The following is a 20,074-nucleotide window of genomic DNA, read 5'->3' as shown; positions in this document are numbered from 1 at the left end:
CTAGATCGTGGTGAAGACGCTCTTGACGTTCGCGACGATCACTTCTCGCGACTTGGCGGCCAGACGATCGAGTTCGGCGTGCGCTGCCGACGTCGCATAGGCGACGTCGCGGCGTTCCAGCGCAGCCCTGATGATGGCGTCGCTGACCGAGGGGTTCAGTGGAAGCACCGGTCCCTTGGTCTGAGTCGCGATTGAGGAGCCCGCTATGACGCCTTCCCGGCCGTTGCCGTTGCCGCCGCCCGAGGTGACGACGCCGAGTGGCACAGCGCCGGTATCGAGGTTCCACTCCGACGCGTTGTCTTCGAAGCCGACGACGGTTCCGTGCGCTGACTCGATGACGATGTATCCGACCTGGCGGGGAACGCCGCGTCGCGCCGAGAAGGGGAAGATTCCGACGCCGCCGAGGACCGTTCCGTCGGCGAGCGTGATGCCTCCGCCGAGCAGTTCCGCACCGGCTCCAACGGCGAAGAAGGGCACGCCATCGTCTGCAAGCGCACGCAGCGCGGCGGCGTTCTCGGTGAGGTCGGCGTGGACAGCGCGCACAGCCGAGATGGGCCCGTTGCCGATCACGACGATGTCGGCGTCCTTCGGCAGACGTCGGCCCATCGTGTGCTGTACGACGTCGACACGATGACCCGCCCGTTCGAGACGAGCCGTCAGTGCCGTGACGTTGCCACGTTCACCGCTTGCCTCGAGGTGCTCGGGATAGAGCTCGAGGATCGAGACGGACTGTGAGGATGACGAACTCAAAACGAGACCTCCATGTCGCCGTAACCGATGATCTTCCTCGCGAGCATCATCTGCTCGTAGTTGACGACCCACGTCTTGTGACCCGTCGTCGGTGCGGGAAGTGCGCGCATCAACTCGATGGCCTTTTTGAGGTCGGGTTCGATCGTGCCGACCGGGATGCCCTCGTGCTCGAGCCTGAGCGCGAACTGCCAGGCCTTCGCACCCGTCAGCACATCGACGTGGTCGAGCTGGGCGAAATCGATGTCGTAGAGCCAGGAGACGTCGGGAGTGCCTTCGTCGATCGCGACCATGACCTGCTCCGGCGCCGCGGGAAGCGCATCGAGATTGAGCTGGAGGCTCGCGGCGTTCTTGAACATCACGAACTCCACCTTCTCGTCTCCGAAGTCGAGTAGTTCGCCGCGTCCGTAGGCAGGCGTCATCGACGAGAAGGCGGCCGATGCTTTCGCGAGGTCGAATTCGGTGCCGAGCACCTGCGCGGCCGTGGCGAGCGCCGCCGCGGCATCGATGCCGTAGTGCAGCCCCTTGGCGGGGAGAGCGATGTCGGCCAGTTCTCCTGCCACCCGCACGCGGGCACCGGTGCTGTCCCACGATTCGAGCTCGGCCAGGGCATCGATCGTCGCGGTCGATGCTTCTTCTCGGTGATTGGCAGCATTGAACAGGCCGTGAGCAGAGCTCGCGACCAGCTTCGGCGAGGCGCCGAAGTAGGTGACGTCGGGAACCGGGCCACCATTTTTCGCGAGGATCTCGCCGATCTTCGACAGATAGGCGTCGTCGCGGTTGCTGATGACGTGCTTCGTCGCCACAGCCGCGGTGTCGAGCATCATATCGGCGACGACCTCGGTCTCGAAGAACCGGTAGAGCTGGTCTACCTGCACGTTCAGCATAAGAATCGTCGACGGCAGCAGGGTCTTCGACAGCTCGAGCGCGAACGCCTCATCGACCTCGAGAATGCCGATATCGGCCTTCAGCTTGCCGGTCACGCCGACCTCGGACAGCAGGGCGGAGGAGATGCCCTGCGGCAGGTTCGCTCCGGACGGGTTCGTGAACACGGTCAGACCGTGCCCACGGAGAACCTCCGTGAGCATGTGCGTGGTCGTGGACTTGCCGTTGGAGCCGAGGACGAAGACGATGCCGTACTCGAACTGGGCGACGACATTCTTGATGAAGCCGGGCGCCATCTTGTTGACGATGTAACCGGGCAGCGCCGAACCGCCGCCGCGGGCCCGGGTGACAGCCCGGACCGCGCGACCGACGAGAACGGGCGCGATATAACGCATCCGCGGCCTACTCGAGGTAATCGCGCAGGGACTGCGACCGCGACGGGTGGCGGAGCTTCGCCATCGTCTTCGACTCGATCTGACGGATGCGCTCACGGGTCACGCCGAACGTGTCACCGATCTGGTCGAGCGTCTTCGGCATGCCGTCGCCGAGTCCGAAGCGCATGCGGATAACGCCCGCTTCGCGCTCGGAGAGGGAATCGAGAAGCGACTCGAGCTGCTTCTGCAGCATGGTGAAGCCCACGGCGTCGGCCGGAACGACCGCTTCGGTGTCTTCGATCAGGTCGCCGAACTCGCTGTCGCCGTCTTCACCCAGGGGCGTGTGCAGCGAGATGGGCTCACGCCCGTACTTCTGCACCTCGACGACCTTCTCGGGAGTCATGTCGAGCTCGCGCGACAGCTCTTCGGGCGTGGGCTCGCGGCCCAGATCCTGCAGCATCTGGCGCTGAACGCGGGCGAGCTTGTTGATGACCTCGACCATGTGCACCGGGATGCGGATGGTGCGGGCCTGGTCGGCCATGGCGCGGGTGATGGCCTGTCGGATCCACCAGGTCGCGTAGGTAGAGAACTTGAAGCCCTTCGTGTAGTCGAACTTCTCGACCGCGCGGATGAGGCCCAGGTTTCCTTCCTGGATCAGGTCGAGGAACTGCATCCCGCGACCCGTGTAGCGCTTGGCGAGGCTCACGACGAGTCGCAGGTTGGCGCCGAGCAGATGGCTCTTGGCGCGGGCGCCGTCTCGGGCGACCCACTGCAGCTCGCGGCCGTACGCCGACTTCTTCTCGGCTTCGCTCATCGTCGACATCGTGTCTTCGGCGAAGAGTCCTGCCTCGATGCGCATGGCGAGCTCGACCTCTTCGGCCGCGTTCAGGAGCGCGACCTTACCGATCTGCTTCAGGTAGTCCTTGACAGGGTCTGCCGTGGCACCGGTGATCGCGGTCGAATAGACCGGAACGTCGCTGTCGTCGTCGGCGTCAGAGATGACGAGGGCTCCGGCGGGCAGAACGATCTCTGCTGCGGGCTTGGGCGATCCGTCGTCGGTCTCGTCGTCGGTCGTGGCCTCGTCTTCGTCGACGACGACCTCGACGACAGCGCCCGCCTCGGCATCGTCGTCGTCAGCGCCGGGACCGTCGGCTTCTGCGGCGGCCTTGGCCTTCTTGGCGGCGGCAGCGGTCTTCGCAGCAGCGGCCTTGGTCGGAGCCTTCGCCGCCTTGGCTGCGGGAGCCTTCGTCGCGGTGGTCTTGGCGGCAGCGGCCTTGGCGGCGGCGGCCTTCGTCACCGGCTTTGCCGCAGCAGCGGCAGGCTCGTCAGCGACGGGTTCGAGTGTTGTGGTTGATTTGCGGGTGGCCATACGATCACCTTTCACGCCGGTCTCACCGGGTGGATTCGGCTCTCACGAGTCGATGCCAATTGGAGGCTGGAGTTGTTTTCTGACATTACTAAGACCCATGTCAAGTGCTGGTTTTTCGTGTCTGGCTGACCAGACACCCTGCACAAGAACGGGTCTCGATTCTCAATTATTGCACGGATTGAACAGTCGACCCTCCGCCTAGGGGCGTCGACGCTTCCACCGTCCTACCAGTGCAACCCATAAGGGGGCCACGGATATTCCCTCGTCCTCCTGAAGCCGTCGCCGGGTTCGTCGGCGGGCTCTCAGGAGAAAGACGACGCCCGCTCCGATCACGACGTATTGAATCGAGAAGGCCAGCCTGAAGGCATCCATCGAGTAGAGAGCGGTGCTTAAGCCGGCGTCGTACTGGATATCGAGGATGACCCCGATCAGGAACAGCATGACGAAACTGGCCATGAAGCCGCCCACGTTCACGACGCCGTTCGCGGAGCCCAGAGAACGGGCCGGGTTGAACGACCGGGCGAAGTCGAATCCGATCAGCGAGCCGGGGCCGCCGATGCCGAGGGTCACGGTGAGAATCGCAATCAGCCAGATGGGCGGGATGCCCGGCCATAGAAGCACGGCGGCCCACACGAAGCCGAGAGCCGCAGTGATGCCCAGCACGAGGTTGGACCGCCGAAGCGGAAAGCGGGCGCTCAGAATGCCGAGGATCGGTCCGGCGACCATTCCGGAGATCACGATCACGACGAGGAAGGCCGCCGCGGTACCGCGGTCGAGTCCCACAGCGGAGACGAGAAAGGGGAAACCCCAGAAGATCGTGAAGACGGTTCCCGACGACTGACTCACGAAATGCGACCAGAAGCCCAACTGGGTCCCGGGCCTGCGCAGAGTGGGGCCCAGCATCCGGATGGCCTCGCGCATGCTGGCGGCGCGTCCGTCGCCGGGGGTGTCTGGCGGGCGATTCGTGAGAAAGACGACAGAGAGCACGAGAGCGGCGAACGACACGGCAGCGGCGACCGAGAAAGCGGGAGTCCAACCGAATGTGTGCAGCACCCACGCGAAGGGCAGCGCGGAGAGCACCTGCCCGAGCTGTCCGATATTGCCTACCCACTGGCTGAGCTGGGGCACGATCGGCCCTGCGAACCAGGAATTGACGAGTCGGATGACCGAGATGAATACGGCAGCGTCGCCCGCTCCGACGAACACCCGCCCGAGAACAGCCGTCGGGATATCCGGTGCCGACGACAGGACGAGCTGCCCCGCGACCATGAGTGTGCACCCGGCAGAGATGAGCCACTTCGGCCCCACCCTGTCGATGAGGATGCCCACAGGAATCTGCAGCCCCGCGTAGACGATGAGCTGGACGACGGCGAGTGTCGAGAGAAGCGCCGCCGACGAGTCGAATCGCGCCGCTGCATCGACTCCGGCCACTCCGAGCGTCGTGCGCTGCATCACCGCCGTCATGTAGGCGAAGACTCCGACGAAGAAGACAAGCCAGGCGCGTCGGGAGTTCACCTGCTCAATGCTACGGCCCCGCTGGGGCAGAGCTCGATGTCCTGCGTGGGGCGCAGACCGGGATCAGAGCCCGAGCGACGGCCCCGATTCGTCGTCGCCCGCACGACGGATGGCGAGGAACTTCTCGAGCTCTTCGGCGATCTCGTCTGCCGACGGCAGCTCGCCGTCTTCATCGGTGAGTGGCGACTTGAGCGGTGTTCCCTGCATGTATGCGTCGTGACGCTCCTCGAGCGTGCCCACGAGCTTCTCGAGATCACCGTTGGTGCCGACCTGCTCGTCGATCTTCGTCAGGAAGACGCGCCCCTCCTCGCGGAGTTTGTCGGTGGGGAAGATCAGGCCGGTGGCGGCACTGATGCTCTCGAGACTGGCCAGTGCTGCGAGAGGGAATTCCGTGTCGGCGAGGTAGTGCGGAACCAGGAGCGCGAAGCCCGCGACGGGATGTGCCACCTCTTGAAGGCGGAACTCGACGAGATGCATCGCGTTCGCGGGCACCTGGGTGTGCGGCTTCCACACCGAGAGAGCGTCGATGAGTTCGACCCGATTGCCGCTCACAGTCACCCTGATGGGTCGCGTGTGCGGCACGGGCATCGGGATCGCGTGCACCGACGTCGTGGTCTTGATCTTCAAGCGTCCGATGAGATCGATGACCGATGAGGTGAACGCCTCCCACCGGAAGTCCGGTTCGAATCCGTTGAGGAAGAGGAAGGGCTGATTCAGTTCGTCTTGCACGAGGTAGAGGCGCAGCACGGGCGGCTGGTAGTCGCTGAGGTGATCCTGGTCGAAGTAGATCACGGGCCGTCGGGCTCGATAGTCGAGCAGTGCATCGGTGTCGAACTCGGCGATCACACGGTTGCTGAGGTTGTCGAGAATGTACTCGCCGACCTGCGCGACGGCGCCGCCGGCGTCGGTGAAGCCCGTGAGCGCCACGACGAGGTCGAGGCCCTCGGGGATGTTGCCGAGCTCGCCGGTGATCTCGTACAGCTCGCTCGAATCGGTCATGAATTCAACTCTAATCGCGGCGGCTGGCGCCACCGGGCCGCCTCGGCATGCCGAGAGCGAACATCTGCGCCATAGGGTTGGAGCATGACTCTCGCCTCCCTTTCCCTCTCCTCATCCGACGCCGGCGATGTCGCGGCCGATGTTCTCGTTCTGGGCGTGACCCGCACCGACGACGGTCCCGCACTCGTCGGCTCGGCGGCCTCGATCCTCGGCGCCGACCCCGCGTTCGCCGATCTCTCGGTACTCGGCGTGACGGGCTCGAAGGACGACCTCGTGCGGGTGCCCGCGCCGAATGGCATCGCCGCCCGGTCGATTGCGCTCGTCGGGCTGGCCTCGGCCACGCCGACCGCCGACGACCTGCGATACGCCGCAGGCTCGGCCGCACGCCGGATGCTCGGGGTCGGCTCCATCGCCATCGCACTGCCCGTCGAAGACGAGTCACAGGCACGGGCCGTGCTGGAGGGTTGCCTGCTCGGTGCCTACGAATACACGGAATACCGCACGGACGGTGGATCGGCGAAGTCCCGCCCCGCCGAGTCGTTCACCCTCGTCACGTCGATCTCGGTATCTGCCGAGACCGTCGCCTATGCGACCGAGGTGGGCCGCGCCATCCACCTCGTTCGCGACCTCGTGAACGAGTCGCCGCTCGATCTCTACCCGCAGACGTTCGCCGCGCGTGCCGCCGAACTGGGCAGCATTCCCGGCGTCGAGGTCATGATCTGGGACGAGACGCAACTGGCCGATGAGGGATTCGGTGGCATTCTGGGCGTCGGACAGGGCTCGTCACGGCCGCCGCGCCTGGTGAAGGTCAGCTACTCCCCCACAGACGCCGCCGAGGCGCGGCACATCGCCCTCGTCGGCAAGGGCATCACCTTCGACTCCGGCGGCCTCTCCTTGAAGCCCGCTGCCTCGATGATCGGTATGAAGTACGACATGGCCGGAGCCGCCACGGTGCTCTCCGTGGTTCTCGCTGCTGCCCGGCTCGCTCTGCCGACGCGGGTCACCGCCTGGCTCTGCCTCGCAGAGAACATGCCCTCGGCCACGGCGATCAGACCGGGCGACGTGCTCCGGATCCGGGGCGGCAAGACCGTCGAGGTGCTGAACACCGATGCCGAAGGTCGACTCGTGCTCGCCGACGGTCTGATGGCCGCGAGCGAGGAGTTCCCCGACGCGATCATCGACGTGGCGACTCTGACCGGCGCGGCCAGCGTCGCGCTCGGCAACCGCTACGTGGGCACGCTCGGAAGCTCCCCGCTCGTCGGAGAGGTGCTCCGCACCGCCGAATCGGCGGGCGAGCTCCTCTGGCACATGCCCCTCGGTGAGGAATTCCGACCCATGCTGAACTCCGATATCGCAGACATCGCCAACATCAAGCCCGGCAACACGGCGGGAGGCATGCTGATCGCGGCGGTGTTCCTGAACGAGTTCGTCGGCACGGCGGCTGACGGATCGGGGCGGATCCCCTGGGTGCACCTCGACATCGCGGGCGCGGGCACGAACAAGGATTCGCTGTACGGCTACACCGGAAAGGGACCGACGGGCGTGACCGTGCGCACGCTTCTCGCTCTGGCAGCCTCGGCGGCGCCCACGCGGCCCGAGTGAAGTCGACCGTAGTAGGCTCGACAGGGCGCAAAACCACGCCAACACAGCCCGCTCCGCTCATCAGTGGAGCGCGGGCGAGCACGAATTCTCACGAGGGAGTCACCGCGGGTGTCTGAACAGAACTTCGACCTGGTCGTTCTCGGCGGCGGAAGCGGCGGCTATGCGGCGGCTCTTCGAGCCAGCCTCCTCGGCCTCACCGTGGCCTTGATCGAGAAAGACAAGCTGGGCGGCACGTGCCTGCACCGCGGCTGCATTCCTACGAAGGCCCTGCTGCATTCGGCAGAGGTCGCCGACGCGGCGCGGAGCGCATCGAAGTACGGCATCTCGGCCACGTTCGACGGCGTCGACATCGCCGGGGTCACGTCGTATCGCGAGGGCATCATCTCGAGCAAGTTCAAGGGCCTCGAGGGGCTCATTAAGGCCCGCAAGATCACCGTCATCCGCGGCGAGGGCCGCTTGGTCTCTCCCACTCGTGTGCAGGTCGGCGACGACGTCATCGAGGGCAAGAACGTCGTTCTCGCGACGGGGTCCTACGCGCGCTCCCTTCCGGGACTCGAGATCGGCGGTCGCGTGATCACGAGCGAACAGGCGCTCGAGCTCGACTTCGTTCCCCAGAAGGTCGCGATTCTCGGCGGCGGCGTCATCGGGGTCGAGTTCGCCAGTGTGTGGAAGTCGTTCGGGTCGGAGGTCACGATCATCGAGGCCCTGCCCCATCTCGTCCCCAACGAGGAGGAGTCGATCAGCAAGCAGTTCGAGCGCGCGTTCCGCAAGCGCGGAATCGAATTCTCGCTCGGCACGCGATTCCAGTCGGTCGAGCAGAATGACGACGGCGTCGTCGTGACGCTGGAGGACGGCCGACGAATCGAGGCCGAGCTCCTCCTGGTCGCCGTCGGACGTGGACCCTCGACGCAGGGCCTCGGATTCGAAGAGGTCGGCGTAGAGGTCGACCGCGGCTTCGTCATCACGAACGAACGACTCGAAACGAACATCCCGGGGTTGTACGCGGTGGGCGACATCGTGCCTGGCCTCCAGCTGGCGCACCGCAGCTTCCAGCACGGCATCTTCGTCGCGGAAGAGATCGCGGGCCTGTCGCCGCAGGTCGTCGACGACGTGAACATCCCCAAGGTGACCTACTCGGATCCTGAGGTGGCATCAGTCGGCCTCACAGAGGCAAGGGCGATCGCCGAGTACGGCCAGGACCGTGTCGCTTCGTACGACTACAGCCTGGGCGGCAACGGCAAGAGCCACATCATCGGCACGACCGGCTCGGTCAAGGTCGTGCGCGTCGCCGACGGGCCCGTTGTCGGAATCCACATGATCGGTGCTCGCGTCGGCGAATTGATCGGCGAGGCGCAGCTCATCGTGAACTGGGAGGCGTACCCGGAGGACGTCGCGCAGCTCGTGCACGCGCATCCCACGCAGAACGAAGCCCTCGGCGAGGCACACCTCGCCTTGGCAGGCAAGCCCCTGCACGCGCTGTAGCCAGCCGCGTCACCCCAAGACCCAATACAAGTAAGCTAAAAACCACGATCGGTTTCTAAAGGAGACAAGCTAATGAGCGAATCCGTCAACCTTCCAGCACTCGGTGAGAGTGTCACAGAGGGAACGGTAACCCGCTGGCTCAAGAGTGTGGGAGACCGCGTCGAGGTCGACGAACCCCTGCTCGAAGTGTCAACGGACAAAGTGGACACAGAGATCCCGTCACCCGTAGCCGGTGTGATCGAGGAGATTCTGGTCCAGGAAGACGAGACCGTCGAGGTCGGAACCGCGCTTGTGCGCATCGGAGACGGCAGCTCCGCCGCCGCATCCGAGGCTCCCGCGGAGCCCGAGGCGGCAGACGAAATTCCCGCCGAGGAGCCGTCGGTCGACGCCGAGACCGAGGCCGAGGCACCTGCCCCCGCTCCCGAGCCCGAAGAGGCCCCTGCAGAGCCTGCCCCCGCGGCAGAGCCCGCACCGGCGGCGACGCCCGCTCCCGAAACTCCGGCACCGGCCGCGGCAGCCGCTCCGGCACCGACTCCCGCGCCTGCGGCTGCAGCTCCTGCCCCGGCTGCAGCTCCCGCCCCGGCGGCAGCTCCTGCGGCACCCGCCCCGGCCGCCGCACCCGCGTCGGACGACTCGTCCCGTGCGGCCAACGCCGGTTACGTCACCCCCCTTGTCCGCAAGCTCGCGGGCGACAACGGTATCGACCTCTCCACCGTCACGGGTAGCGGCGTCGGCGGACGAATCCGCAAGGAAGACGTACTGGCCGCCGCAGAAGCCGCTAAAGCACCGACCGCATCGGCATCCGCCGAAGCTCCTGCGGCCGTTGCAACGACCTTGCCTGTGTCCGACCTCCGTGGCACGACGCAGCCGATGTCGCGTCTGCGCAAGGTCGTCGCACAGCGCGCGGTCGAGTCGATGCAGTCCACGGCTCAGCTCACCAGCGTGGTCGAGGTCGACGTCACCCGCGTCGCCGCCCTGCGCGACAAGGTGAAGGCCACGTTCCAGGAGAAGACCGGCAACAAGCTGAGCTTCCTGCCCTTCTTCGCCCTGGCTGCGACGGAGGCCCTCAAGGCGTACCCGATCATCAACGCGACCGTTGACGGCGACAGCATCGTCTACCCCGATCACGAGAACGTGAGCATCGCGGTCGACACCGAGCGCGGTCTGTTGACGCCCGTCGTCAAGAACGCCGGCGAACTCGACCTCGCCGGGTTCGCCCGCGAGATCGCCGACCTGGCGACGCGCACGCGCGACAACAAGCTCAAGCCCGACGAGCTCGCTGGCGGAACGTTCACGCTGACGAACACCGGTTCGCGCGGCGCGCTCTTCGACACCCCCGTCGTCTTCCTCCCCCAGGTCGCGATCCTCGGCACCGGCATCGTGTCGCGCAAGCCTCTCGTGGTCAAGACGAGCGAGGGCGAGGCCATCGCCATCCGCTCGACGGTCTACCTGGCGCTGAGCTACGACCACCGCATCGTCGACGGCGCTGACGCTGCTCGATTCCTCGTCGCCGTCAAGAACCGCCTTGAAGAGGGCGCGTTCGAAGGCAACCTGGGTTACTGAGCGCTCAGAAAGACATCGCGAATTCGCCAGCCGGCCTCGCCCTTCAGCAGAAGGAACGAGGCCGGTTGGCCGTTTAACCGGGCAGCGACGAGAGCGGAACCGCCCCAGGAGCCGGTGACGACGGCGCCTCCTGCGTCAATGAGAGCTGAGGGGGCATCGGCGGGCTGCGCCGCCAGGTAATCCTCCTGAAACACGGTCGCGGCGCATGCCGCGGGTTCGGCCGCCGCGGCACATCCGTCGTTCACCTGAGACAGGGTCTGCAATGCGGCGGCCGGGTCGTCGCTCGAGAGCGCGGAGTCGTCGTCTGTGTTCACGGGCGGGGCGGCATCTGTAGACGAAGGGCCGGGTGCCGATGCAGGTGGAGTCGAGGTCTTCTGCCCGCCAGCCTGCGCGCCGTCGTTCGGCGATGGAAGGATGAGAAGATGCCCGGTCGTCGCCACGACCGCGCACACCGCGCCGACGAGCAGGGGCCTACGACGCCAGCGCTTCGAGGCGCTGCGGGCGTGGACAGCCTCTTCCGTTGGAGGCGTCGGGGCCTGCGGTGCGTGCCTGGTGGTGAGCCGGGCTGTGACACCGACGACCGATGCGGCGAACTCCAGTCCGGCCGACGAGGCTCCGAGAACCCTTAGCGCCGCGATCAACCGGTTTTCGCTGGGAGCTGGTTCGGGAGGCGGCCGCGTCGGTGACCAGTCATACGACGCACTCTCCGCAGCAGCAGCAGCGGCGGCGGGCTCCACATCCGTGCGCTGCGGCGACGCGTGTGTGTGCAGTGCTGACTCCGCGTCCGGAACCGGGAGGGAGACGACCTGCGGCGGAGCGAGAGAGAAGAGAATCCGTTCCAGTTCGACGAGGAAGAGTCTTCTCGGGCCCTCGGATATCGCTCTCGCGCTGCGCTCCAGATCGAACCCCGCGGGCATCCGGTCGGCGTCGACGTGTGCGAGAACCTCGTCGACCACGTCGAGCAGGTCGCCGTGATCCGAGCTCACGGCGTCTCGCCAGCCTGCCTGCCTCGGGTCCACCCCCTCGTTTGCTCGAACTCTGCCGCCGGGCCAGGCGGCTGAGTAGTGATCCTGCGGCGCCTGACGAAGGACACCACGACCGAAGCCCGTGAGGGTCGGTGATCCGCGGTCATCGAAGACGATCCGGCGGGGGTGGATCCCGCCGTGGGTGACGCCGGCGTCGTGGAGGGACTGGAGGGTCGAACACAGGGGCGCGAGAATAGTGACCGCTTGGCCGGCGCTCAGCGAACTCGACTGCTCCAGGTATGTCGATAGCGACGGCCCGGGCAGTCTCTCGAAGATCAGGCACGGCGGAGCGCCTTCGCGCATGCTGGAGACGTCGAGCAGCCGCGTCACGTGGGGTATCGCGGTCGCGCTCAGGGCTGCCAGCTCCACGTCGATGGAGGACGGCGAGGTGCCGGCGTTGAAGACCTTGAGGATGCGCGGGGTCGAGGTGCCCCCGTCTCTCCGAAACGACGGGTGGGCGAGGAAGAGTGCGGCTCGTGTTCCCGTGTGGATGCGGCGGACCACCCGATGCCCTGCGACGTCGTCGAGCATGGCGGCCTCGAGTACGGCTGTTCCAGGTGCCGCCTGCGGGGCAGCAGGAGTCGGTCGCCGGCGGAGGGTCATACAGTGATCCTTCATCGTCCGGCAGCGCGTGTGCCGACCCGGGGCCACATATGTGCAATGCGGGGCGCCGCAGTCGTTGTGGAGGAGCAGTGAGACTGCCGTGAGCGAACTGGTCGGCATGATCGAATCCGACTCGGTATCCTTGACGCATGGCACGCAAGTCTGAGCAATCCACCCCGAAGGCCCCCAAAGAACCGGGCCGCATCAAGCAGATGTGGCAGGTCTTCAACATGACCCGCCGCTACGACAAGAACGTCGTGTGGATCATGGCGCTGGGATTCCTTCTTCCCATCGCAGCGGGACTCGTGGTGGCCCTCCTTCTGTCGGATGGCAACGGCTTCGCCATGGCCATGTGGATCATCGCCGGCGTTCTCGCCGGCTTCCTTGTCGCACTGATCATCCTCGGGCGCCGGGCTGAGCGTGCCGCCTATGGCCAGATCGCCGGCCAGCCAGGTGCCGTGGGCGCCGTCCTCCGGTCGAGCCTCAAGCGCAGCTGGCGGGGCAGCGAGATGCCTGTCGCCGTGAACGGCAAGACTCAAGACGCCGTCTACCGCGCTGTCGGTCGTGGCGGAGTCGTTCTGATCAGCGAGGGCTCGAAGACGCGAACGACCCGCATGCTCGAAGAAGAGCGTCGCAAGGTGCTGCGCGTCCTCCCCAACGTTCCGGTCACGTTCCTGTACGTCGACTCCCACGACCCCGACGCGGTGCCCCTGCATAAGGTCGCCAGCCGTATGGCCAAGGTCAAGCCCGCTCTCAACAAGGCCGAGGTTATGGCCGTGAGCAACCGACTCACCTCGCTCGGCTCCACCGGCATGCCGATCCCCAAGGGCGTCGATCCCTTCAAGGTGCGGCCGCAGCGCGGACGTTGACCCGCGTCAGCGGCGCATGACAAGCACGGTTCCGGCGAAGACGTCGTGCAGGCCGCGCTGATCCGAGTCCCAGATGAGGGCGGGGATGAGCAGCAGGAGCAGGCCCGTGCGAAGGGCCGGGCGCCACACGCCCGCATAGCTGCCGTCGACCTTGACGATGCGGATACCGAGGACGAAGTGGCCGAGGCCGCTGCCCAGGGTCGAGAGTAGAACGACCTGTTCGACCGCGAAGATCACCAGGCTCGCCCAGTCGCTGCCGAAGAAGAACGCGAAGTAGACGACGTAGCACGCGGCGAAGTCGATGAAGATGGCAGCCAGACGGCGGCCGCTGCGGGCGACGGAGCCGACACCCGTCTGCGGGAAGCCCATCCGCTCCCCCGGCCAGTTGCTGGGCGGAGCCCCTTGGGGCGACGAGGACGCGGTCGAGTTGGGCACCAGACGAGTTTACGGCCGCTCTCGTGAGGGCATTGAAGGCAAGCCGTAACATGCCCGAAACAATTGCGTCACTGATGGGTAACCGCTTCCCCGTAGGCTCGTGACGGCTGCGTTCGCAGCTGTTCCTCTGTACCAAGCCATTTTGGAGTCTCTCACATGTTCAGTGATTCTTCTGAGGTGCTCAAGTTCATCAAGGACACGGACGTTAAGTTCCTTGATATTCGGTTCACCGATCTTCCCGGTGTCCAGCAGCACATCACTATCCCCGCGTCGACGGTCGATGAGTCCTTCTTCACCGTCGGGCAGATGTTCGACGGATCGTCGATCCGCGGTTTCGCGTCGATCCACGAGTCGGACATGCAGATCATCCCTGACGTGTCGACGGCCTACATCGATCCGTTCCGCGTCAACCGCACGCTGATCATGATCTTCGACATCTACAACCCGCGCAACGGTGAGATCTACCACCGTGACCCGCGCCAGGTCGCCAAGAAGGCCGAGAAGTACCTCGCCTCGACCGGCATCGCCGACACGGCGTTCTTCGCCCCCGAGGCAGAGTTCTACATCTTCGACGACGTGAAGTACGAAGTGAACCAGCACTCGAGCTCCTACTCCGTCGACTCCGACGAGGCTGCCTGGAACTCGGGCCGCACCGAAGAAGGCGGAAACCTCGCCAACAAGACGCCCTACAAGGGCGGCTACTTCCCCGTCAGCCCGGTCGACAAGCACGCCGACCTGCGCGACGACATCGTGCTCGAACTGATGGCTGCCGGGCTCGAGGTCGAGCGTGGCCACCACGAGGTCGGCACCGCCGGCCAGGGTGAGATCAACTACAAGTTCGACACCATGGTGCACGCGGCCGACGACATCCTGAAGTTCAAGTACATCGTCAAGAACGTCGCCGAGCGCTGGGGTAAGACGGCTACGTTCATGCCCAAGCCGCTCTTCGGCGACAACGGGTCGGGTATGCACACTCACCAGTCGCTGTGGAACGACGGCGCGCCGTTGTTCTACGACGAGGCGGGTTACGGCGGCCTCAGCGACATCGCTCGCTGGTACATCGGTGGAATCCTGGCTCACGCCCCCGCCGTGTACGCGTTCACCAACCCCTCGGTCAACAGCTATCACCGCCTGGTTCCCGGGTTCGAAGCACCCGTCAACCTGGTCTACTCGGCGGGAAACCGCTCGGCATCGATCCGTATCCCCATCACGGGAACGAACCCGAAGGCCAAGCGCATCGAGTTCCGCACGCCGGATGCGTCGGGTAACCCGTACCTCGCCTTCGCGGCTCAGCTCATGGCTGGCCTCGACGGAATCATCAACCGCATCGAGCCGCACGAGCCGGTCGACAAGGACCTCTACGAGCTGCCGCCCGAAGAGGCGAAGCTGATCCCCCAGGGTCCCGCGTCATTGGGCGAGGCGCTCGACGCGCTCGAGGCCGACCACGAGTTCCTGCTTGCAGGCAACGTGTTCACGATCGACCTGATCGAGAACTGGATCAGCTACAAGCGCGAGAACGAGATCAAGCCGCTGCAGCAGCGTCCGCACCCGTTCGAGTTCGAGCTCTACTACGGCGTCTAACGACACATGATCGAGGGGTTTCGGCCTCTCCCGATCCGCGACGAGTCCGCAAGAGTGGCCCGGTCCTTCCAGACCGAGAAGGCCACTCCTGCGGACTCGTTTGCTTTGTTCACGGGCCAGGCGACCTCGAATCCGGCTCAGTCACCACGGGCGAACCGGATACTCTCAGCTCAGCGCCCCGTCGCGCCGGCAGGCAGGCGTGGATGCTCGTGTCCGACACGCCGTGCAGGTGCACCGACTCGAGGCGATGCCCGGGCGCCAGCGACGTCTCCGGACGAAGCTCGACCGAGCGATCCTCCAGATGCACGGCACGCGAGCTCGGCGGCGACACGGCGCTGTGCCCTTCGACCACGCCGGGCAGGGCGAAGACCTCCGCGAGAAGACGTCCCCAGAGCTCCGGTGTCGATCGTTCGCTGAGCTGTCGTTGCGGACCCTCGGTGGAAACAGGGGGCCGTGATCCTTCTCGCGACGCTGTGTGCTGCATCGACCAAGCGTATGTCCAGCTATCGCGTGGCGCGGGAGCGTTGGGTGGCCAGCTTGGCCTGTCGGTCGAACCCGAAGAGTCGTCGGGCACCGAATCCCCCGATGGTCGTTCCGGCCGCCAGGCCAATTCCGGTGGCCAAGGCCATGACCACCGGCGGCAGGGTGTCCGCGACGGCGAACTCGGCATCCATGAATCCGTACAGCGCCCTATAGACGGCGAGGCCGGGGATGAGAGAGATGATTCCCGCCATGGTCACGGCCCCCTCGGGAACCTTGACCCATCGGTAGGCGAGGTATCCGACGATGCCCGCGACCGTTCCCGCGATCCCCGGAGCCAGTCCGGGCTGCGTGGCAAACGGAAGCACCAGCGAATAGACCGCGAAGATCCCTCCAGCGGCCATGGCCATCAGGAGGACGAGGCGAAGGCGCACGTAGGTGGTGAGAGCGAAACCGACGCCGATGAGCATCGCCCCGACGGTTCCGGAAACCAAGCCGATTCGATCTCCCAGCGATGTGGCGATGGTGATCGGAACGCCGATTCTGAGCGCGAACCCGAGGACGAGCGAGATGCCGACGGCGAGGCCGAGTGTGAGCATCAGCACCTCCATGCCTCGCGCCGTCGCCGTCACGTAGTACCCGTCGATGGCGTCCCTGGCCGACGCCGTCAGCCCGACACCGGAGAGGAGGGTGATGATTCCGGCGATGACGATCACCGTGGGGCTGTTGGAGCCCGGCAGTTCGATACCGACGGATCGCAACCAGAAGATGAAGACGGCGATGCTCGTCGTGGCGACGGCCGCTGCCATCTGAGCGAAGAATCCGGGTACAGACCACCGGCTGAGCCTGCGCACGATGAGGTGAGACATGGCCGCCGTGATCGCAGTGGCGAGGACGAGGACGATTCCCACGTCGAACATCACGACGACGCCGCTGGCCAGAATGGCTTGGCCCGCGGCCACGACCCAGTGCCGGTAGGGATGTGGGCTCGCCAGAATCGCCGTGAGGCGATCCCTGGCCGCGTCGACGTCGAGCGGTTCCTGCTGGCCGGCGATCTCGTCGATGAGACGATAGACAGCCTGCAGGCGTGTGTAGTCGGTGGTGCGCACTCTCACGATCCGCATGACCGACAGCGGGTCCTCGTTCATTCCGCGATGGATCGACACGGTGATCGACGTGAATGTGATGTCCACATGCATCGCACTGATGCCGTACGCATCGCTGATTCTCAGTACTGTCGCCACCACATCGGACGCGGACGCACCGGTGGCGAGCATCGCCTCTCCGGCGCGCAGACAGAGGTCGATGACCAACCGGGCATGCCGCTGCGACAGAGCGTCATCGCCCCCGACCACCGAGATGATCTGGGTGGGAGCTCCAGCTCCTCGGATGGCACCACCCGCCAGCTCGATCAGGGACTGCCTGACCCGTCGGCGATGCACGTTCTGCCGGTCGTTGATGCCATCACTCACCGGTCAAGGGTACGGGCAAGCGGGTGCGATGTGTCCGAGCCCGCTCGGTCGTCGGCGAAAAATCTATGCGTCGTAGAAGAGCCGTTCGAAGACGGCCCTGGCACGCCGCGTGACACCCAGATAGTCCTCTTCCAATGTGGTCGCCGAGCCGGGAGGATACTCGAGCAGGCGCGCGATTCCGTCGAGCGCCTTGCGGTCGCTCGGCAGCACATCCGAGTTCTTGTTGGCCCACAGGGTCACGGCAGAGCGAGCGCGCGACGCGAAGACCCAGGCGGCGCGAAGCACGGATGCGTCGGCCTCCGTGACGAGGTCGGCCGCGACAGCGGCATCCAGCGCTTCGAGCGTCGACGTGGTGCGCAGAGACGGAATGCGGCTGCCGAATTGGAGCTGGGTCAGCTGCACCAGCCACTCGACGTCGCTGAGGCTGCCTCGGCCCAGCTTGAGGTGCCGCAACGGATCGGTGCCCTGTGGCAGACGCTCGTTCTCGACCCTGGCCTTGATCCTCTTGACCTCGCGAACCTCCTTCTCGGCGATCTCGGCGGGGTACCGGACGGTGTCGGCGAGCTCCTCGAAGTCGTGGATCAGCGACTCGTCGCCCACGAGTCCTCGCGCGCGGAGAAGCGCCTGCGCCTCCCACGTCAGCGACCAGCGGGCGTAGTACGCGCGATACGAATCGAGGGAGCGAACCACTGCTCCGTTCTTGCCCTCGGGGCGCAGGTCGATGTCGATCTCGAGGGGAAGCCGGTTGTCTTCGGTCAGGCGCTTGATCTCGGTGGCGATGGCGAGCGCATGCGTCGCCGCATTCTGATTCTCGGCCGATCGCGCCCGGTAGACGTACATGACGTCGGTGTCCGATCCGAAGCCGACCTCTCGGCCACCGAGCCTGCCCATGCCGATGATGGCGAATTCGATCCCATCGTCTCCGCTCGGCATGGGCTGCCGCACGATCGTGGTGATGCCGGTCAGCAGAACGGTCGTGACGTCGGTCAACCCGCGAGCGAGTTCGTCGACGGTGATGATGCCCAGAATCGACGAGATCGCGAGCCGCAGGACCTCGCGTCGGCGAGACGCGCGCAAGGCGCCCGCCGCGGCATCCTGTGTATCGTGACGCGCGATGATCGCGCGCATCTCCTCGTCGAGGACCGCACGGGTGCGCGGGCGCAGCTCGTCTTCGTTCTCGAGCCATGCCGCGGCTTCCGGTATCTTCTGGAGCAGCTGCCCGACGTATCTCGACGCCGAGAGCACGTGCGTGAGCCGTGAGGCTGCGCCGGAGGAATCGCGCAGCATCCGCAGGAACCAGTAGGTGTCTCCCAGGGAATCGCTGAGACGCCGGAACGCGAGCAGTCCGTAGTCGGGGTCCGCGCCGTCCGCGAACCACTGCAGCATCACGGGCAGAAGATGCCGTTGAATGTTGGCCTTTCGAGAGACCCCGGAGGTCATGGCCTCGATGTGTTTGAGCGCTCCTCGCGGGTCGATGAACCCGATGGCTGCGAGGCGCGCCTCGGCCTGAACGCTCGTGAGAGCCACCTCATCGGCCGAGAGGCCAGCCACGGCGGCGAGCAACGGGCGGTAGAAGAGCCTGACGTGAAGGCTGCGCACACGGTGCTTGATGCCGTTCCACCGCTCGATGAGCTGGGCTGCGGACGGTTCGAGATCGGCGGCGCGCGCGAGCACGCGCTGGCCCAGTTCGTCGCGGGGCATCAGGTGGGTGCGTTTGAGAAAGCGGAGCTGCAGGCGGTGTTCGAGAAGACGAAGGATGCGGTAATCCTCCGCGAACTCGATCTGCTCGGCCCGGCCGATGTAGCCCCGGTCGGCCAGCGCCGTCAGTGCGGCGATCGTACCGGCCTGGTGGATCTCGTCGTCTGTCTGGCCGTGCACCAGCTGCAGGAGCTGAACCGTGAATTCGATGTCTCTGAGCCCGCCCGGCCCGAGCTTGATCTGGTAGTGAACGTCGTCGGACGGGATGTGCTCTGTGACGCGCTCCCGCATCTTCTGCGCCGATTCGACGAAACCCTCTCGTGACGCGCTCGACCAGACGCGCGGCGCGGTGGCCGCGACGTACGCCAGGCCGAGCTCGAGGTCACCGGCGAGTGGCCTCGCCTTGAGCAGCGCCTGGAACTCCCAGCTCTTCGCCCAGCGGTCGTAGTACGCGATGTGCGAGTCGAGCGAGCGCACGAGCGCGCCGTCCTTGCCTTCCGGACGGAGGTTGGGGTCGACCTCCCACAACCCGGGTTCGAGCCCGGACTCGTTGATTCCCCGCATCGTGAGCATGGCCAGTCTCGTGGCGATCTCGATCGCGCGCTCGGGCGGCAGTTCGCTGTCGACCCGCGCCTCGCCGACGAAGATCACGTCGACGTCGCTCACGTAGTTGAGCTCCCGCGCTCCGGCCTTGCCCATTCCGATGATGGCGAGCCGAGTGTCGGCCACGCTCTCGCGCTCGAAGCACCAGAGACCGAGTCCCTTGGTCGACAGGGTCGTGCGTGCAACGCTCAGCGACGCTTCGAGGGCGGCCGCGGCCAGGTCGGCGAGCACCGCGGCGATGCGGTCGAGCCCTGCGACCGGGTCGACCTGCTCGAGGTCGTACGCGGCCACTCGGGCCAGCAGAGCCCGATAACGCACGCGGAGCGCTGTCCACCCGTCCTCCCCCGACGACGACGCGAAGCCGTCGTGCGATCCGACCGCGTCGAGCAGAGCCGTACGAGCCTCTTCGGCCGTGGGCAGCACCAGGCGCGGATCGGCGAGGACGGAGAGTTCAGCAGGATGACGGGAGAAGAAGTCTCCGAGCCCCTTCGACGCACCGAGCACGCGCACGAGACGCACCCGGTGGCGCTCCTCAGCAAGAATTGCCGAGACATGCTCGGGAGAGCGGCGGAGGAGGATAGCCAGCAGTGACAACGCCTGGTCCGGATCCGCGGCAGCGGGGATGGCGGCGATCAGGTCGTCGACGTCGAGGCTCGCCAGCGAGGCGACGACACGCAGTTGTTCGTCTGCCCACTCAAGATCTGCGAAGCCCATCCGGGCCAGATAACTGAGTGATCTCGATTCGCGCATGATCCTCCGGACGAGGGATGCG

General features: G+C 66.0%; 15 protein-coding genes. 5 read left to right on the top strand and 10 right to left on the bottom strand.

What is annotated here, in order from left to right; genetic code table 11:
- The 5 genes from ASE64_RS12915 to ASE64_RS12895 form a co-directional block, all read right to left on the bottom strand.
- Complete coding sequence (locus ASE64_RS12915; protein WP_055781163.1) at positions 1 to 750, bottom strand: hypothetical protein; 750 nt, start codon at positions 748 to 750, stop codon at positions 1 to 3.
- On the bottom strand, positions 747 to 2,027 hold the full coding sequence (locus ASE64_RS12910; protein ID WP_055781160.1) for a MurT ligase domain-containing protein: 1,281 nt from the start codon (positions 2,025 to 2,027) through the stop codon (positions 747 to 749). The genes ASE64_RS12915 and ASE64_RS12910 overlap by 4 nt, the downstream gene beginning before the upstream one ends.
- Positions 2,028 to 2,034: 7 nt before the next feature.
- Complete coding sequence (locus ASE64_RS12905) at positions 2,035 to 3,375, bottom strand: RNA polymerase sigma factor (protein ID WP_055781159.1); 1,341 nt, start codon at positions 3,373 to 3,375, stop codon at positions 2,035 to 2,037.
- 198 nt (positions 3,376 to 3,573) lie between these two features.
- Entirely contained in the window at positions 3,574 to 4,890 is a 1,317-nt protein-coding gene (locus tag ASE64_RS12900) for an MFS transporter (RefSeq protein WP_055781157.1), read from the bottom strand.
- Between the two features lie 63 nt (positions 4,891 to 4,953).
- The gene (locus tag ASE64_RS12895; RefSeq protein WP_055781154.1) at positions 4,954 to 5,889 is read right to left on the bottom strand and encodes a proteasome assembly chaperone family protein; all 936 of its coding nucleotides are present in this window, start codon (positions 5,887 to 5,889) and stop codon (positions 4,954 to 4,956) included.
- Positions 5,890 to 5,973: 84 nt separating this feature from the next.
- Between ASE64_RS12895 and ASE64_RS12890 the strand changes: the two genes are divergently transcribed.
- The 3 genes from ASE64_RS12890 to sucB all read left to right on the top strand — a co-directional run bounded on the left by ASE64_RS12890 (position 5,974) and on the right by sucB (position 10,536).
- Positions 5,974 to 7,491, top strand: coding sequence for a leucyl aminopeptidase (locus ASE64_RS12890; protein WP_055781151.1), 1,518 nt, complete (start codon positions 5,974 to 5,976; stop codon positions 7,489 to 7,491).
- Between the two features lie 108 nt (positions 7,492 to 7,599).
- Positions 7,600 to 8,973: a dihydrolipoyl dehydrogenase gene (gene lpdA / locus ASE64_RS12885; protein WP_055781148.1), complete on the top strand. Its 1,374-nt coding sequence runs from the start codon at positions 7,600 to 7,602 to the stop codon at positions 8,971 to 8,973.
- Between the two features lie 72 nt (positions 8,974 to 9,045).
- Positions 9,046 to 10,536: a 2-oxoglutarate dehydrogenase, E2 component, dihydrolipoamide succinyltransferase gene (sucB, locus tag ASE64_RS12880; protein WP_055781146.1), complete on the top strand. Its 1,491-nt coding sequence runs from the start codon at positions 9,046 to 9,048 to the stop codon at positions 10,534 to 10,536.
- Here the strand turns inward: sucB and ASE64_RS12875 are convergent.
- Positions 10,530 to 12,164 carry a protein kinase gene (locus ASE64_RS12875; RefSeq protein ID WP_162234573.1) on the bottom strand — a complete coding sequence of 545 codons (1,635 nt, stop codon included), beginning with the start codon at positions 12,162 to 12,164 and terminating at the stop codon, positions 10,530 to 10,532. The genes sucB and ASE64_RS12875 overlap by 7 nt on opposite strands.
- Before the next feature lie 149 nt (positions 12,165 to 12,313).
- Between ASE64_RS12875 and ASE64_RS12870 the strand changes: the two genes are divergently transcribed.
- Positions 12,314 to 13,033, top strand: a complete 720-nt coding sequence (locus tag ASE64_RS12870; protein ID WP_055781142.1) for a DUF4191 domain-containing protein — start codon at positions 12,314 to 12,316, stop codon at positions 13,031 to 13,033.
- A 6-nt stretch (positions 13,034 to 13,039) separates the two neighbouring features.
- Here ASE64_RS12870 and ASE64_RS12865 read toward each other — a convergent pair whose 3' ends face one another.
- Positions 13,040 to 13,468 carry an RDD family protein gene (locus tag ASE64_RS12865; RefSeq protein ID WP_055781140.1) on the bottom strand — a complete coding sequence of 143 codons (429 nt, stop codon included), beginning with the start codon at positions 13,466 to 13,468 and terminating at the stop codon, positions 13,040 to 13,042.
- Between the two features lie 156 nt (positions 13,469 to 13,624).
- Here ASE64_RS12865 and glnA point away from each other — a divergent pair, with 156 nt between their 5' ends.
- Positions 13,625 to 15,049: a type I glutamate--ammonia ligase gene (gene glnA, locus ASE64_RS12860; protein WP_055781138.1), complete on the top strand. Its 1,425-nt coding sequence runs from the start codon at positions 13,625 to 13,627 to the stop codon at positions 15,047 to 15,049.
- 109 nt (positions 15,050 to 15,158) lie between these two features.
- Here the strand turns inward: glnA and ASE64_RS12855 are convergent, their stop codons facing one another.
- The 3 genes from ASE64_RS12855 to ASE64_RS12845 all read right to left on the bottom strand — a co-directional run bounded on the left by ASE64_RS12855 (position 15,159) and on the right by ASE64_RS12845 (position 20,052).
- The gene (locus tag ASE64_RS12855; RefSeq protein ID WP_055781135.1) at positions 15,159 to 15,533 is read right to left on the bottom strand and encodes a hypothetical protein; all 375 of its coding nucleotides are present in this window, start codon (positions 15,531 to 15,533) and stop codon (positions 15,159 to 15,161) included.
- A 19-nt stretch (positions 15,534 to 15,552) separates the two neighbouring features.
- Entirely contained in the window at positions 15,553 to 17,001 is a 1,449-nt protein-coding gene (locus ASE64_RS12850) for a threonine/serine ThrE exporter family protein (protein ID WP_235480617.1), read from the bottom strand.
- A 63-nt stretch (positions 17,002 to 17,064) separates the two neighbouring features.
- Positions 17,065 to 20,052 (bottom strand): bifunctional [glutamine synthetase] adenylyltransferase/[glutamine synthetase]-adenylyl-L-tyrosine phosphorylase, encoded by a 2,988-nt coding sequence (locus tag ASE64_RS12845; protein WP_055781132.1) that lies wholly within the window; start codon positions 20,050 to 20,052, stop codon positions 17,065 to 17,067.
- Positions 20,053 to 20,074 lie beyond the last annotated feature (22 nt).

The organism is Agreia sp. Leaf210 (assembly GCF_001421485.1).
In the GTDB taxonomy this organism is placed as follows: domain Bacteria; phylum Actinomycetota; class Actinomycetes; order Actinomycetales; family Microbacteriaceae; genus Agreia.
The sequence above is the reverse complement of the archived record's forward strand: the minus strand, read 5'-3'. Positions and strand labels throughout refer to the sequence as shown.

Bases quoted from the DNA above. Each gene is read 5' to 3' on its own strand.
- ASE64_RS12910 (WP_055781160.1), bottom strand. From the start codon at position 2,027: ATGCGTTATATCGCGCCCGTTCTCGTCGGTCGCGCGGTCCGGGCTGTC.
- ASE64_RS12905 (WP_055781159.1), bottom strand. From the start codon at position 3,375: ATGGCCACCCGCAAATCAACCACAACACTCGAACCCGTCGCTGACGAG.
- ASE64_RS12895 (WP_055781154.1), bottom strand. From the start codon at position 5,889: ATGACCGATTCGAGCGAGCTGTACGAGATCACCGGCGAGCTCGGCAAC.
- ASE64_RS12890 (WP_055781151.1), top strand. From the start codon at position 5,974: ATGACTCTCGCCTCCCTTTCCCTCTCCTCATCCGACGCCGGCGATGTC.
- sucB (WP_055781146.1), top strand. From the start codon at position 9,046: ATGAGCGAATCCGTCAACCTTCCAGCACTCGGTGAGAGTGTCACAGAG.
- ASE64_RS12875 (WP_162234573.1), bottom strand. From the start codon at position 12,164: ATGACCCTCCGCCGGCGACCGACTCCTGCTGCCCCGCAGGCGGCACCT.
- ASE64_RS12870 (WP_055781142.1), top strand. From the start codon at position 12,314: ATGGCACGCAAGTCTGAGCAATCCACCCCGAAGGCCCCCAAAGAACCG.
- glnA (WP_055781138.1), top strand. From the start codon at position 13,625: ATGTTCAGTGATTCTTCTGAGGTGCTCAAGTTCATCAAGGACACGGAC.
- ASE64_RS12855 (WP_055781135.1), bottom strand. From the start codon at position 15,533: ATGCAGCACACAGCGTCGCGAGAAGGATCACGGCCCCCTGTTTCCACC.
- ASE64_RS12845 (WP_055781132.1), bottom strand. From the start codon at position 20,052: ATGCGCGAATCGAGATCACTCAGTTATCTGGCCCGGATGGGCTTCGCA.